Origin of the sequence: Marinitoga sp. 1154, from assembly GCF_013363285.1 — a bacterium.
Lineage (GTDB): Bacteria > Thermotogota > Thermotogae > Petrotogales > Petrotogaceae > Marinitoga.
Genome location: NZ_LBFB01000017.1, coordinates 20,922 through 36,712 on the forward strand (window position 1 = coordinate 20,922; position 15,791 = coordinate 36,712).

Sequence of the window (15,791 nt, forward strand, 5' to 3'; positions counted from 1 at the left end):
CCCTAATATTCTACAGCCATAGTCATTATTTTTTCTTGTGTAGCTTCTTGACTGTTTAATTCTCCAACTATTTTTCCACCGGCCATGACATAAATTCTGTCACTCATACCTAATACCTCAGGTAGTTCTGAGGATATCATAATTATACTCATACCTTCTTCAACAAGTTTATTCATTATTGTATATATTTCATGTTTAGCACCAACATCTATACCTCTTGTTGGTTCATCTAAAATCAATAATTTTGGAGATACAAATAACCATTTTGCTAATTGTACTTTTTGTTGATTTCCGCCGCTTAAGTTAAGAACTTTTTGTTCAATGCTATGAGATTTTATTTTAAGAGATTTTCTATATTTTTCAGAGATAATAATTTCTTCGTTTTCATCAACATATATGTTTTTTAATATATTTTTCAGATTTGCGATTGTTATATTTGTTTTTATATCAAAATCAAGAATCAATCCATTACCTTTTCTGTCTTCAGACACATAAGCAATACCAGCTTTTATTGCGTCTGATGTAGATCTGAATTTTTGTTTTTTACCTTCAAAGTATAATTCTCCATCGATTATATAATTATCTGGATTCCCGAAAATGCTATGTGCAAGTTCGGTTCTTCCAGCACCAATTAATCCAGCAATGCCAACAATCTCTCCTTTTTTTACATAAAAGTTGGCAGATTTTACAACATATTTTCCATCTTTTTTGTCATATGCTTTCCAATTTTTGATTTCAAATAACTTTTCTCCAATTATATGATTTCTTTTTGGATAAATATCTTCTATTTCTCTTCCAACCATATATTTAACAATATCATTTTCTGTTATATTTTTATTTTCTATTGTTGTTATAGTTAAACCGTCTCTTAATACGGTGATTGTATCAGCAACTTCTAAAACTTCTTTAAGTTTGTGTGATATTAAAATAGAAGTTATGCCGTGATTTTTTAATTCTTTCACTATTCTTAAAAGATTTTCACTATCAGTTTCATTTAATGAAGAAGTTGGTTCGTCTAAAATCAGCAGTTTAACATTTTTGCTTAAGGCTTTTCCAATTTCAACGATTTGTTGTAAACCAACACCTAATTCTTTTACCTTCTTTGAAGTATCCATATTGTATCCAAGTTTTTTTAACACTTTTTTGGATTCAGAAATAGTTTTGTTCCAATCAATTACGCCATTATTTTTTATTTCATGGCCCAAAAAAATATTTTCATAAATTGTTAATTCAGGAATTAGTGCTAATTCTTGATAAATTGTAACAATACCAACTTTTTCACTATCGTATATATTTTTAAATTTCATTTCTTTTCCTTCAAAAATAATTTGACCTGTATAACTACCATGCGTATGAAAACCGCTTAAAATTTTCATAAGTGTAGATTTTCCAGAACCATTTTCGCCAACTAAACAATGGATTTCCCCTTTTTTTACTTTGAAATTTACATTATCAAGTGCTTTAACTCCTGGAAATTCTTTTGTTATATTATTCATTTCAAGTATATAATCATTCAAAGAAATCACCTCACTTTTTTAAAAGGGTAGTGATAATCACTACCCTTTTAATAATTTACCATCTGAAATCAGATATTTTATAATAACCAGAATCGATTAAAATCTCTTTTACATTATCTTTTGTAACAACTTGAATCTCTGATTGAATTGCAGGAACCATTTTTGCTCCATTATCGTATGATTGAGGAGTAATTAACTCCACACCTTTCAAAAGGAATTGAGCTAAGTTAATAGCATCTTTAACAAGAAGTCTAACATCTTTAAATACAGTCATTGATTGCTTTCCGTTAATAATATATTGTATAGATGCTTTTTCTGCATCCTGACCGGTTACATAATATTTTTTTACAGCTCTATCTTGTCTAAATGCATCTGCTATAGCTCTTGCTGTTCCGTCATTTGGGGCTAAAATATATACAGTGCCTTTGTCTGTTTTTTTAGCTCTTGTTAAGTTATCTTCTGCTTTTCTTCTTGCTACTGTAAAGCTCCAATCTGTTGTAACCTGACCGATTATTTTTGCCATTTCTTCACGCGTTAAACTTTTTTTATCTTGCAATTTTTTGGCTTCAGAAGAATTTATAATTCTAAAAGTACCATCAGCAATTTTAGGTTGTAAAACTTCCCATGCTCCCTGGAAAAATAAGAAAGCATTATTATCAGAAAGAGCGCCAGCGTACAAATATAAAGGATTATTTTTCCCAGTTGCATGTTTTATTAAAAATCTACCTTGTGCTCTTCCTACTTCAACACTATCAAAAGTTACAAAATAATCAACCGCTTTAGTTTGTAAAATTAATCTATCATATGAAATAACTTGTACCCCAGACTTTTTTGCCATTTCTACAGTTCCAGCAGCAGCTACGGCGTCTTGAGGACATATAATAAGAACTTTTATACCTTTTGACAATAAAGCCTCAACATTTTGTCTTTCTCTTGCTGGTGAACCTTGACTAAATAATACTTCCACAGAATAGTTAGTATCTTTTAAAGCATCTCTAAAGCGCATTTCATCCTGAACCCATCTTGGTTCATCTTTTGTTGGAAGAACAATACCAACATCAACAGCATAAATGGTAATAGCCAAAACAACTAAAATACCTAATAAAAACTTTTTCATCTACTACACCTCCACCTTGAAATATTTGGATTATTATAAAGGATATTCTATCCAAAATAAATATTAGCAACACCGTGCCAATCTAAAATCTTCTGTAGAAAAATTAAAAAAATAAAGTATTTGACTTATTATTAGTTTTAAATTAATTTAATAGTTCTTAATATCTCTGCGCAAAATTTGCATAATAATATTAAAATAAGTATAATTAAATGTGCAAAATTTGCATACAGTATGCAGAAATTTGGTGGTGAATTTATGGATTTGAAAAAAAGATTTATTTTTATTATTTTAATTTTTGCTTTTTTTCCGATAATTACAATTATTTTTAATAAGGTATATATTACAAAGTATCTCTTTAATGAATTATCTGGATATACAAAATCTACCATTAATGATTTTGGATTTGAAATGGTCAACAAAATTTATCCTACTACTATAAATAACTTTTATGAACAACAGAAGATGTTAAGAAATTTTTCTAAAAGCATTTTAGAAAATCAGAGAATTATAGATTATGCCAAATTTGGATTATTAAATACTTTAAATATTTATATAACCGAATTGTTGAATTCTTCAGATGTAGATGGTGTCAGAATAGTTGTTAATAAAAATAAAATTATTAATATTGGCGATTTTATTCAATTAAAAGAAATTAATGAAGGTTTTTTTGAGGATAAAGAGTCAATATATATGATTGCAAGATATTCAAAGAATAATGTTTCAGTATATGCATCCAAAAAAATAAATCAATATTTTTTAGATTCTTTAAATTATTCCTCAATTTCCATTATTTCTTTAATAGGAAAAAATCATAAACTTTTTCAAAAAGAATCATTTTATAAAGAATTTGAAATTAAAGATAATTTTGTTATTTCAGGAAAATACAAGTATCCCTCAAAAATTCATTATCTTTCAAAAGATTTAATATTAGTTTTGTCTTTTGATATTTCTCAATTAAATGCAATTCAAAATAAAATAAAAGACATATTTTTTGAAAATATATCTTTAAATTTAAATACGACATTAATAATATGGACTATAATTTCACCATTATTAATATATTTTGCATTATTTTATTTTGGTAAAGATATAGGAACTCTTGAAATTTCTATAGAATCTATTTCTAAAATAGCAAAGGGAAATTTTGATGTAAATATAAATATAAAAAATCTAAACAATAACAGATATAAGACTCTTGTTGAGTCAATAAATTTGTTGTCAAAAAATTTAAATACTATGAGGAATGAGATAGAAAAGAATATAGAAAAAATAGAAGAAGAGAAAAATACTTTAAAATATTTAGTTGAAAATTTATTTGAAGGAATAATATTTTTTGATATGAATAACAATATAAAGGCGAAAAATGATTTTGGTGAAAAAGTTTTAAAGGAAATTGGTATTGAGGAAATAAGGGCATCTAAAAATAGAATATATTATATTCAAATTTCTAAAAAACAGAAATTAATAGAAATAACGAGAGAGGTATTTGAAAATGGATCGATGTTGATAATAATAAGAGATATTTCCCTTGAGAAAGAAATGAATGATCTTTATTCTTTAAATGAGAGATTAATTGAGAAAGAAAAATTTGGAAGAATAGCTGCACACGAAATAAGGAATCCTTTAAATTCAATGTCGCTTAATTTGCAATATTTAAAAATGGAGTTTGAAGACAATAGCAAAATAGCAAAAATATCAGATTTAATAATGGAACAGATAAAGACTATAGATACTATTGTAGGCGATTTATCTTCGAAAGCCATACTTGAATCTAATGAAAGAAATATAAATATAAATAATGTTATATCTCAAATTTTAAACTTGTTAAAATATAGATTTTTGGAAAATTCTATAGAAGTAAACTTGAAAAGTTCACATGAGGATATATTAATCAAGGCTAATCCACAAAGGTTAAATCAATTATTTTATAATATAATAAATAACTCCATAGAAGCTTTAGAAAATAAAGAAGGAGAAAAATATATTTTTATAAATGTATTAAAAAATAATAATAAAATTAAAGTTTTAATAGAAGATAATGGCGAAGGAATACCAGAAGAATTAAAAAATAACGTTTTTAAAAAACCATTTACAACTAAAAAATATGGAAATGGAATAGGTCTATTTATTGTGCATTCTATAGTTAAAGAATTAAATGGAGAAATAAAGTTTGAAAGTTCGAAATCTGGAACAAAATTCATTTTAGAATTCAAAAGTGAGGAGATACTATGAAGAATATTTTGATAATAGAAGATGATAAAAATAGCGCGAAAATTTTAAAAAAATTTTTAGAGAAGAAAAATTATAAAGTTGATGTTTATTATGATTTAAAAAGTATTCAGAATATAAATTTAAATGATTATGATATAGCGCTTGTTGATATGATATTGCCTGATGGGAAAGGAACAGAGAAAATTAAAGATTTTATTAAAATTAATCCATATTTAAAAGTTGTGATTATGACGGGGTTTGGTGATGTTCAAGATGCTGTATATTCAATGAAATCAGGTGCATTTGATTTTATAAAAAAACCAATAGATTTAAAAAGATTGTTTTTTGTAATTGAAAAGGCTTATGAAGAAATAGAATTAGAAAAAGAAAATTTAAAATTAAAATATATAGTTCAAGAAAGTATAAAAGAAGATTTTGTTATAGGGCAATCTGAAATAATGAGAAACTTAATAGAAATAGTCAATAAAGTAATAGAAACAGATGCTAACCTTTTAATAACAGGAGAAACTGGAGTTGGAAAAGAAGTTTTTACAAGATATATTCAAAGGTTTAGTAAAAGAAAAGAAAAACCATTTATTATAGTTAATTGTGCAGCAATACCTAAAGATTTAGTTGAATCTGAATTATTTGGATATGAAAAAGGAGCATTTACAGGAGCTGAAAAAAGCAAACCAGGGAAATTTGAACTTGCAGATCAGGGAACAATATTTCTTGATGAAATAGGAGAATTGTCCTTGGAAATTCAAAGTAAGCTTTTAAGAGTATTAGAAAATGGAACTATTGAAAGGATTGGGGCAAATAGAGAAATTAAAGTTGATGTTAGAGTAATAGCGGCAACTAATAGAAATCTTGAAGAAGAGGTGAAAAAAGGAAATTTTAGGATGGATTTGTTTTATAGGTTAAATGTAATAAATATAAATATACCCCCAATAAGAGAAAGGCGGGAAGATATTCCAATATTTATAGAGTTTTTTAATAAAAGATATGCTAAAAAATATAATAAATCAGAAATTAGATTTTCAAAGGATGCTATGAATATGTTATTAAATTATAATTGGCCAGGAAATATTAGAGAAATTAGAAATTTTGTCGAAAAAATATTTATCATATTTGATACAAATAAAATAATTAAGAAATCTGATATAAGTGTATTTTTTATAAATAACAATAAAAAAGAAGATTTTGAATATTCATCAATGACACTTGATGAAATAGAAAAAAAAGTAATTTTAAATACATTAAAAAAATATGAAGGAAATAAAACAAAAACAGCTAAAGCATTGGGGATTAGTTTAAGGACATTGCAATATAAGTTAAAAAAATATGAAAAACTGCAGGGGGAAATATAATGAAAAGAATCCTTGTTTTTATTCTATTCATAAGTATATATATTTTAATATTTAGCATAAATTTTTTATATATGTATCAGGCGGGATATCAACCTGAGGATTTAACAAATTATATATCTCGAGAAGCAACTAATATAGAGGTTACGTTTAAATTTTATGAAGAAATGCATGAAAATTTAAAAATATCAATAAATTCGGCTATACCATTATATGATCTTGTTTTAGTTGACTTGATATGGATACCTGAATTAGCAAGTAATAATATGTTGTATCCTTTAGATGATTTAATAAGCAAAGAATATTATAAAGATATTCCTGATTATATATTAGATCAGTTTAAATATAATGGAAAAATATGGGCTATTCCATATCTTGTAAATATACAGCATTTTTTTGTGAATAAAGAAATATTGAAAAAAGCAGGTTTTGATAATCCTCCAAAAACTTTAGAAGAGATGGTACATCAAGCAAAAATTATTAAAGAAAAGGGAATTTTAGAATATCCAATAGTAGATTCTTGGTTAAATAAGGAAGCATTAACATGTGAATTTACATGGATCTTAGGCGCTTTTGGAGGAGACTATTATAAAAATGGAAAACTAAAGATAAATACAGTTGAAGCGGTAAAGGCTCTTAATTTTATGAAACATTTGTTAGATGAAAAATTAATTAATCCCATGTCTTTAGAATTTAAAGAAGATGATGTTTTAAATATATTTTTAAATGGTGATGCAGCTTTTACTACTAATTGGACATATCAATCAAGATACATGGAAGATAAACGATATTCTAAAATTATGAAACAAGGAATGCTGGATTTAATACCTGTAGCTAAAAAAATAAGTAAATATAAAAAAACAGTTTCAGTAAGCGGATATCAAGGCCTCGCAATACTTAGAAATACAAAGAAAATTAAAGAATCTATTAATGCTATAAGAATACTTACAAAAAAAGAATTTTTTAAAAAATTTAATTATGAAATTCCACCATTTAAAAGCATGTATGATGGGTATATAAAAGAAAAAGAGTATAATTATAAAAAAATTTTAGAATTAAAAAATGCAGTAAATAGACCTTATCTAATAGAATATAATAAATTTTCTGAGATTTTAAGAAGATATATTTTAATGGTATTAAAGGGATTATTAAGCCCAGAAGAAGCATTAAATAAAGCACAAAAAGAAATGTCTAATCTAAAATGAGAAAAGGGATTTTTTAACGATGAAACATTTAATATTCAAAATTACCAAATAGGTTGTCTAAAAAGTCTCAAATGAAACGAAGGCTCGAAGATTGCCATTAAAATTATGAATGTAAGCCGTCAAAAAAACAGGACGTTTTTTTGAGTGAAGCTTTTTCATGGATGAAAAATCTGAACGACGGCTGAGAATGAATAATTTTAAGGATAAGCAATCGAGCTGCCTGAGTGAATTTGATTAGACATCGTATTACCAAAGAAACAAAAAGCGGAGAATAATAATTTCTCCGCTTTTTTGTGTATATAATAATTTGTCTAAATTTTTCTATATACAATATCTCCATTAAATATAGTTTTTATGACATTTAAATTTTTATCCATAATAACAAAATTTGCGATATATCCATCTTTTATTCTTCCTTCATTTTTTATATTTAAATTTTGTAATGCATTATAGGATGAAACTTTAGATAATTCTTTTAAAGAACAATTGGTTATAGAATAAAAATTTCTAACACCTTCATCAAAGGTTAAGGTGCTGCCAGCAATAGTTCCATTGTCTAAAGTAGCTCTTTTGTTTTTTACAGTAACTTTTAATTCGCCTAAAGAATAAATGCCATCTTTTAAGTTTGTAGCTGAAATAGAGTCAGTTATTAAGATAATATCATCTATATTTTTTATTTTATAAATCAATTTTATAAATTCTTCAGATGTATGTATATTATCAACGATTAATTCTATTTTGAAATTCTCAAGCAGCCCAGCACCGACTCCTCCAATTTCTCTATGATGTATAGTTTTTAAAGCATTAGGAAAATGCGTTATTCTATTTATTCCATGTAATATAGCTTTTTTAAATGTGATATAATCAGCGTTTGAATGTCCAAGAGATATTATGATAGATTTGTTTTTTAAATAATCAGCTATAAGAAAGAAATTTTTAGATTCTGGTGCCATTGTTATTAGTTTTACTTTCTCACTAATTATATTATCAATAATGTCTATTTCAGGTGAATGAATGAATTTTTCATTTTGAGCGCCTTTTTTTGTTTTATTTATAAAAGGTCCTTCTAAATGAATACCAGCTGCAGATAATACAGGTGAAAATTTATTTGTTATCCTTTTAAGTGTTTCTATTGATGCAGATACGGTTGTTGGAAAAAATTTTGTTATACCATGAGAAAAGTTGAGTTCAGCCCATTTTCTTATATCTGAAATTGATGAATTCATTGTATCAATACCCTTATAGCCATGTGTATGTGTGTCAACAAAACCAGGCATTAGAATATATTCATATTCTTTTTTCTCTTTTAAAACTTTCTTAATTTTATTATCAGATAGTATTATTTTACCAGTATACTCGCCGTCAATAGGATCAACGATTAATATATTATCGATAATCATATTCTAACCTCACAATTAAATATAACAGATTAATCCAAAATTACAGATTTGCTTAAATTTTTCGGTTTATCAGGATTGAGATTTTCAATTATAGCTTTTTTATATCCAAGATACTGTGGAAAAATCATTTTTAAAGGACTTTCAAATCCTGAGTCATAATCTATATTTATATCGCCGTTTTTACCTATGAATATAACCTTTGCACCTAAGAGTTTAAGTTCTTCAGCAAGTATTTTTTCTTCTCTTGTATCTTTTGAATTTATTATTACAAGAGTGTTATCTGTTAAAGTGGATTTTGGTCCATGTCTGTATTCAAGTGGCTCATGAAATTCTACATTTTGAATGGCCATTTCCTGTATTTTTAACGCACCTTCTTTTGAAATTCCGTATTGTTCATCAAATCCAAGAAAGATAAAATGATTGAAATCTTTTAAGTTTAAAGAGTCTATTAAAGTTTTAGAATTGTTAAGAACATTAAAACTTTTTTCTGATAAATTATTGTGTTGAATACCATTTAATAGGAAATTTAAAATAAATATAAAAGATCCAGTCATAACTACACTTTCTTCATTTGCAAAATCAAATATAAATGACTCATCACATATTTTTGTTAATGAAGAGTTTGGAGTGCATGTAATACCAATAGTTTTAATATTATTTTTCTTGAAATTTTGTACAGCTTTTACTGTTTCAGTTGACTCACCAGTTCTTGATATGAATATTGATATATCAGCACTTGGAACTTTATTAAAAACAATTACTTCACCTCCGGATATAGTCGAAGAACAATATCCATGGGTGTTTAAAATTTTTGAAGCTATAAATCCAAGATTATAAGAAGAACCGCACCCTACAAAAACGTATTTTTTACTTTTTGTAAATGAAAAATTAAAATTATCAGCTTTTTCTAATAATTCTGGTATTCTTTCTATTTCCCTTATAGTATATTTACCAATCATCCTTTCACCGCCCCTTGAGTTATTCCAGAAATTATATGTTTTTGAAATATTAGAAATGCTATTATTACAGGAATTCCTATTATAGAAGATGCTGCCATTAATATTGGCCAATCAACTTGGTTGAATTTCTGAAACAAAGCGAGACCAACTTGAACTGTTCTCATGTTTTTTGAAGAAGTCATTACTAAAGGATAAAAAAGCATGTTCCATGATGTAATAAAGGTATTTATCCCCATTACAGCTATAGCTGGCTTTGAAAGTGGGAATATTACATGAAAAAGGATTTGAAATGTATTAGCGCCATCAACATATGCGGCTTGTTCTAATTCAATAGGTAATTGTTCTATATACTGTTTTAATAAAAATATTCCAAATGGTGTAACTAAAAAAGGAATAATTAGGGAATAGTATGTATCTATCCATCCAAAATTTTTCATTAAAATAAATATTGGAATTATAGTTACCTGAGGAGGAATCATCATTGTAGCTAATACAATTAGAAATAAAAAATTTTTCCCAAAAAATTCTCTTCGTGCAAATGCATAAGCAACAGTTGTGGAGAATATAATATTTCCTAATACAACAAGAATAGCAATTAACAAACTATTGAACATGTATCTTCCAAAATTATTTTCTCTCCATACGATAACAAAATTCATTAGAGTTGGAAATTTATATTTAATCTTTATATCATCTATATAAATATAAGCTCTTTTTTTAGAATAAAAAGAAAATGCTATTTTTGTTATATGTTTAAGATCTATGTTCTTAACGTTAGTCAAAGAAATAAAAATTTTATCCCATTTATTTAAATCACCATTTATTTCGATTGGAAATGAGTAGGAATTTCCATCAATATCATAAAATTCTATATTGAAATCATCAATGTCTGGGAGTTTTGCATATAATTCAATCCCTTTTGATATTCTTAAATCAAGGTCGCCTGTTAATAGAGCAATTTTTTGATTTTTCTCAGGAGAAATTTCTATTTTTAAACTTTGAGTTGAAACTGGAGAATCTTTAACTATACTTATTTTTGTTCCATTATAAGTTTTAATTTTTCTTTTTATATATCTAATATATTTTGTTTCAAAATCATTTAAAAATTTTTCTGTAACAATATTATTTAGATTTCCCTGAGGTACAATAGCTGTAAAAAACATTGTTAATAAAGGGAATAAAGAAATTATAAGTAATATAAACATAAGAAATAAAAATATAAATCGTTTCATTGTATATCACTCCTGAGAAGATGTTTTTGAATTACAGTAAAAATCATAATAATAGCCATTAATATATAAGCTATAGCAGAGGCATATCCCATATCAAATTGCCTAAATGAAGTTTCATAAAGATAATGAACTACAGTTTGAGTTGAATTTGAGGGGCCTCCCTCAGTCATAGTAAAAATTTCAGCAAATATTTGAAAAGACCTAATAGTGTTTAAAGAAATTATAAAAAACATAGTTGGTTTTAATAATGGTAAAGTTATAGAAAAAAAAGTTTGAGTTTTTGTTGCACCATCTATAGAAGCAGCTTCATAAACTTCATTTGGAATACTTTGTAATCCTGCTAAGAATAATATGGTATAATATCCAATAGCTGCCCATATATCCATGATCATAATTGAAATTAGAGCAGTTTTTGTTGAGGCCAACCAACTTGTACCAAGAGATTTAAATCCTAAAAGAGTAAGCATATTATTAAAAAAGCCATTAGCACTGTACAGGTACATCCATATTGTCGATATTACAACCATTGAAATTACAGAAGGTAAAAAAAATCCAGCTTTAAATAAATTTTTTACAGGTAATAATTTGCTATTTATTAAGATAGCAAGTAAAAGTGAAAATATCGTTGTAAAAGGAATTGTTCCAACAACAAAAATAAACGTATTTTTTAAGGCTATTAAAAATATTTCATCATTAAAAGCTTTTATATAATTAGATAGTCCAATCAAATCATAGTGAGGATTTAATCCTGTATAATTTGTAAAACTCATAAAAAAAGAATAGGCAATGGGAAATATCCCAAAAATTGCAAATAGAATCAAATATGGAGATAGTAATATAAGAGTTTCAAGATTGTATTTTGTTTTCTTTTTCATTTTTTCAACTCCTTAGGAACCTGCGCAGGTGGCTCTGCGCAGGGTTTTTCTTTTAATGATTTAATACCTGTTGAATTTTTAAATTATAAAATCTTAGAGTATTGTTTATATCTTCATTTTCAAGTATAATTTTTTCAATAGCTTCTGTTAAATATTGTTGTATTTTAAACCATTGAGGGTGTGATGGTGCAGGTTTTGCATATTTATTTTGTTCATAAAAAACTTGATGCATAGGATGATCTTCAAACCATGGATCATTATCAGCACCTACAACTGATGGGAATACAGAAGGAACTAATTTTGTAACTTGCATAGCAATATCAGATCTTAATAAAAATTCAGCTAATTTCATAGCAGCATCCTTATTTTTTGATTGTTCTGTTACAGCTAAAACTTCAGCACCAGCAAATGAAGCATGATATCCACTCCATTTTGTTGGTTTTGGCAATAATGCAACATCAAAAACAACATTTGGATAATTTTTTTCTATTCCAGAAATATCCCATGCGCCACTTACATACATTCCTACCTTGCCTTCTCCAAAAGCTTTTGCAAGATCAGCTTGTTTTGTTTTTAAAGAATATTTAGATAAAGCCTTATAGAATTCAGCAGTTTCAATAACTTTTGTTGAATATAGTCTTGCTTTTTTAAAATCTTCTGAAAGAATAGAACCATTATTTCCCCAAACTGCTGGCAAGAACCATTGTTGCCATGGGCTGAAATTCTCTCCTGCACACATACCATATCCGTAAATATCATCACCAAGTTCATTAATTTTTTTTGCAGCTACGTATAATTCTTCCCAAGTTTCTGGAGGATTATTTGGATCAAGTCCGGCTTTTTCAAATAAATCTAAATTAAAAAATAATGCCCTTGTTCCCAATAACCATGGTAATGCCCAATAGTGAGTATCATATTTTACAGAATCCCAGCCAAAATACTTATCTTTAACTTTTGAATAATAGTCATCCATATTCATAATAGTTTTGTTGCTTGCGAAATTTGCAACCCATGTGTTACCTAATTCTACAAGATCAGGTGCATTATTTGCGGCAATTGCTGTGACGATTTTGTCAAAACCATTTGACCATGCAAGTTGTACGTATTCAACTTCAATATCAGGGTTCTCCTTCATAAATTGTCCGAGAATTTTAGCAGAAGATTCATCATCTAACATAAATCCCCAGAATGTAATCTTTGTTTTACCAAATGTAAAAATAACCAATACACTTAAAAGGATTACCAAAAATAACTTTTTCATAAAAATACCTCCCCTAAAGTTTTTTAATAGCCTTAATGGCGTTATATATTGATATTAATTTTGTTGAATGAGTAATTATATAAGATTCATCTTTATATAAGGTTTCATCCTGATCATTCCTTATAATTACATATATAATATCTTTATTTAAACTTTTAATTTTTTTATGCAATTTATATTGTCCGGGAAATCTAAAAGAATCAAGGACAAAAGATATAACTTTAGAATTTTTTGGTAGTTCTGAATAAGTTTCTCCATTTAAAGGGTTATATTTAAAAATATTTGCATTTTTAAATTCTAAATTTAATAAAGATTCTAATTTTTCTAAATCTTTAGCAGTGGTATCAGCCTGACTTAAATTTTTAGGTTCAGGTATCACGATAGAAACTTTATCTGTATCCAAATTTATATGAAAATCTTTTTTTATATTTATTTTTAAGGATTTTTTAGCAATATCGGTTAAAAATTTTCCTTCATAATTTTCATTAAAATATTTTTTTTGAATTTCATTTATTTTCTTTATTTTCAAATTAATGGATTCTGTGTCTATTTTTTTATTTTCAATGAGATTAATAAAAGAAGTATAAATAGGTTTAAAATTTTTTTTAGCTTCAGCAATCATCAAAATATCTCCACCATTATTAAAAAATAATTCAACACCTTTATCAGGGAAATAGTTATTATAAAATGCTTTCATCTCAATGGCATCGCTAATTATTAATCCATTATAATTTAATTTTTTTCTTAACAGGTCATTTAAAATGATTTTAGATACTGTACCCAAATCTTCATCGAGATTTTTATATATAATATGTGCTGTCATAATCATTTCAACGCCATTTTTAATAGCATTTTCAAAAGGTAATAAATCATAATCATTAAAAGAAAAGTTATCAATAACAGGAGTTTCTTCATGAGAATCATGAGTAGCTTTTCCGTGGCCGGGGAAGTGCTTTGCAGTTGAAAGAATACCAGCATCATTTAATCCTTTTATATATTGTGTTCCAAATATAGAAACCTTTTCTGGAGAATCAGAAAAAATTCTGAATCCAGTAACTGCACTTGAATCTTTATGTAAAACATCAAGAACAGGAGAAAAAACCATGTTAAAACCAAATTCTTTCAATTTTTTTCCAAGATAAAATGCATATTTATAAGTAATATTTGGTTCATTTGTTTTTCCAATAGCATAATTTCCTGGTGAAGATAAGATTCCAGGAACAGTTTCCAATTGACCACCTTCGTGATCAGATGAAATAAGTAAAGGAATATTAAGAGAATATAATTTATCCATAGAAATCTGCAACTCTTCAATACTGTTCATATTTCCTGGATATAAAATTACACCTGCAGGTTTATACTTTAAAATTATATTTAAAGCTTCATCATCAATTCCGTCTGGAAAACCAAGAAAAAACAATTTTCCATATTTATAATTCATTTAATATCGCCTCTTTTCATCAAATAAATTTTTAAAAAATTTTCAGTACCGCGTTTATTTGAAAACATTTTATGTAAAACTATAGAGACAGCACCACGAGAAGTTAGATAGTCTTCTGGAGATATATGATTTATCTGCAATTTTCGTATATTTGGAATGAAAATATTTTTTTTAATTTCTTCAATGAAAAAATTTAAAAATTTTTCATTTAAAAGAGTAATATTACCCCCGATTATGATATTATCTGGATCAAAAATACTAATATAATCACCAATTTTTTTTGAATATATGTTAATAAAATCTCTACTATTATTTATTAATGTATCTATATCTTCATTTAAAATAGATGTGAAAGAAATATTTTCATTTGTATTTATTAAAGGGATTTTAAATTCTACTTCTCCAGCACAATTATTGCTTCCATGATATAATTTGTTTTTAATAACAATACCTATACCCAGTCCAACATGGTCTGTAGCGAAATATGGAATTGAAATATGGAAATATAAAATATTATGTGATTTATCTTTATATTTCAAATTAAAAAAAATGGCTCCACAATTACTATCATTTTCTATAAATACAGGAACATCAATTTCTTTTTCTAATGCTGTTGATAAATCCAAATTTTCAATATTTAAAGCTTTAGAATATACAATTATTCCATTTGAAGAATTAATTATACCTGGAAGTGAAATACCAACACTTAAAATTTTATAATCGTAAAATTGACTGTAAATAGAGATAATTTCATTTACGATATTGTTTTTGTCTATTTTTATATTTTTTCTTTTTGAAAAAATTATAATTCCTTGTAAATCTGTTAAAACAAATTCAAGGCCATCCTGTTCTATTGAAATACCTAAAATATATCCAATAGAAAAATTGAATGAATAAATAGAAGTTTTTCTTCCACCAAGTGGAGAAGCTGAAAGTTCATCAACTTTTTTTATTAAGTTTAAATTTTTTAATTTATTCAAAGATCTGGAAACAGTTGATTTTTCAAGACCTGTTTCTTTTGAAATTTCCATTAAGTATGTTTTTTCTTTTTTCCATATAAAATTCAATACTTTTATCAATGAATCAGTGATTTTTACCATATAGATCACTCCTAATATTAGTTGTTTGTTTCAAGCAACTAATTAAAATATAACATATTCATATTAGAAAAAAAAGTATGAAAAATGAATATTATAGATTATTATA

At 26.2% G+C, this 15,791-nt stretch carries 12 protein-coding genes; 3 read left to right on the forward strand and 9 right to left on the reverse strand.

Going from position 1 to position 15,791, the window contains the following annotated elements; all coding sequences use genetic code 11:
* Window positions 1-2 precede the first annotated feature (2 nt).
* Window positions 3-1,517: an ATP-binding cassette domain-containing protein gene (locus XO12_RS08120; RefSeq protein WP_047266093.1), complete on the reverse strand. Its 1,515-nt coding sequence runs from the start codon at window positions 1,515-1,517 to the stop codon at window positions 3-5.
* 55 nt (window positions 1,518-1,572) lie between these two features.
* On the reverse strand, window positions 1,573-2,634 hold the full coding sequence (locus tag XO12_RS08125) for a sugar ABC transporter substrate-binding protein (RefSeq protein WP_047266094.1): 1,062 nt from the start codon (window positions 2,632-2,634) through the stop codon (window positions 1,573-1,575).
* Between the two features lie 255 nt (window positions 2,635-2,889).
* On the opposite strand from XO12_RS08125, the gene XO12_RS08130 reads away from it, so the two are divergent.
* Genes XO12_RS08130 through XO12_RS08140 form a run of 3 tightly spaced genes read left to right on the forward strand, consistent with a single transcriptional unit; the run spans window position 2,890 to window position 7,417 of the window.
* On the forward strand, window positions 2,890-4,866 hold the full coding sequence (locus XO12_RS08130) for a PAS domain-containing sensor histidine kinase (protein ID WP_047266095.1): 1,977 nt from the start codon (window positions 2,890-2,892) through the stop codon (window positions 4,864-4,866).
* Window positions 4,863-6,215, forward strand: a complete 1,353-nt coding sequence (locus XO12_RS08135) for a sigma-54 dependent transcriptional regulator (protein ID WP_047266096.1) — start codon at window positions 4,863-4,865, stop codon at window positions 6,213-6,215. Before XO12_RS08130 ends, XO12_RS08135 begins: the two co-directional genes overlap by 4 nt.
* Window positions 6,215-7,417 carry a sugar ABC transporter substrate-binding protein gene (locus XO12_RS08140; protein ID WP_047266097.1) on the forward strand — a complete coding sequence of 401 codons (1,203 nt, stop codon included), beginning with the start codon at window positions 6,215-6,217 and terminating at the stop codon, window positions 7,415-7,417. The genes XO12_RS08135 and XO12_RS08140 overlap by 1 nt, the downstream gene beginning before the upstream one ends.
* 311 nt (window positions 7,418-7,728) lie before the next feature.
* Here the strand turns inward: XO12_RS08140 and nagA are convergent, their stop codons facing one another.
* Genes nagA through XO12_RS08175 form a run of 7 tightly spaced genes read right to left on the reverse strand, consistent with a single transcriptional unit; the run spans window position 7,729 to window position 15,685 of the window.
* A complete protein-coding gene (gene nagA / locus XO12_RS08145) occupies window positions 7,729-8,817 on the reverse strand; it encodes an N-acetylglucosamine-6-phosphate deacetylase (RefSeq protein ID WP_047266098.1) in 1,089 nt (362 codons plus the stop codon).
* A 29-nt stretch (window positions 8,818-8,846) separates the two neighbouring features.
* Window positions 8,847-9,776 (reverse strand): SIS domain-containing protein, encoded by a 930-nt coding sequence (locus tag XO12_RS08150; protein ID WP_047266099.1) that lies wholly within the window; start codon window positions 9,774-9,776, stop codon window positions 8,847-8,849.
* Window positions 9,773-11,008 carry a carbohydrate ABC transporter permease gene (locus tag XO12_RS08155; protein ID WP_175420092.1) on the reverse strand — a complete coding sequence of 412 codons (1,236 nt, stop codon included), beginning with the start codon at window positions 11,006-11,008 and terminating at the stop codon, window positions 9,773-9,775. The genes XO12_RS08150 and XO12_RS08155 overlap by 4 nt, the downstream gene beginning before the upstream one ends.
* Window positions 11,005-11,883, reverse strand: coding sequence for a carbohydrate ABC transporter permease (locus XO12_RS08160; protein ID WP_047266101.1), 879 nt, complete (start codon window positions 11,881-11,883; stop codon window positions 11,005-11,007). The genes XO12_RS08155 and XO12_RS08160 overlap by 4 nt, the downstream gene beginning before the upstream one ends.
* 52 nt (window positions 11,884-11,935) lie before the next feature.
* Window positions 11,936-13,144 (reverse strand): extracellular solute-binding protein, encoded by a 1,209-nt coding sequence (locus tag XO12_RS08165; RefSeq protein WP_047266102.1) that lies wholly within the window; start codon window positions 13,142-13,144, stop codon window positions 11,936-11,938.
* 13 nt (window positions 13,145-13,157) lie between these two features.
* The gene (locus tag XO12_RS08170) at window positions 13,158-14,585 is read right to left on the reverse strand and encodes a glycoside hydrolase family 3 N-terminal domain-containing protein (protein ID WP_047266103.1); all 1,428 of its coding nucleotides are present in this window, start codon (window positions 14,583-14,585) and stop codon (window positions 13,158-13,160) included.
* Window positions 14,582-15,685, reverse strand: a complete 1,104-nt coding sequence (locus XO12_RS08175; protein WP_047266104.1) for an ROK family transcriptional regulator — start codon at window positions 15,683-15,685, stop codon at window positions 14,582-14,584. The genes XO12_RS08170 and XO12_RS08175 overlap by 4 nt, the downstream gene beginning before the upstream one ends.
* Window positions 15,686-15,791: the final 106 nt, after the last annotated feature.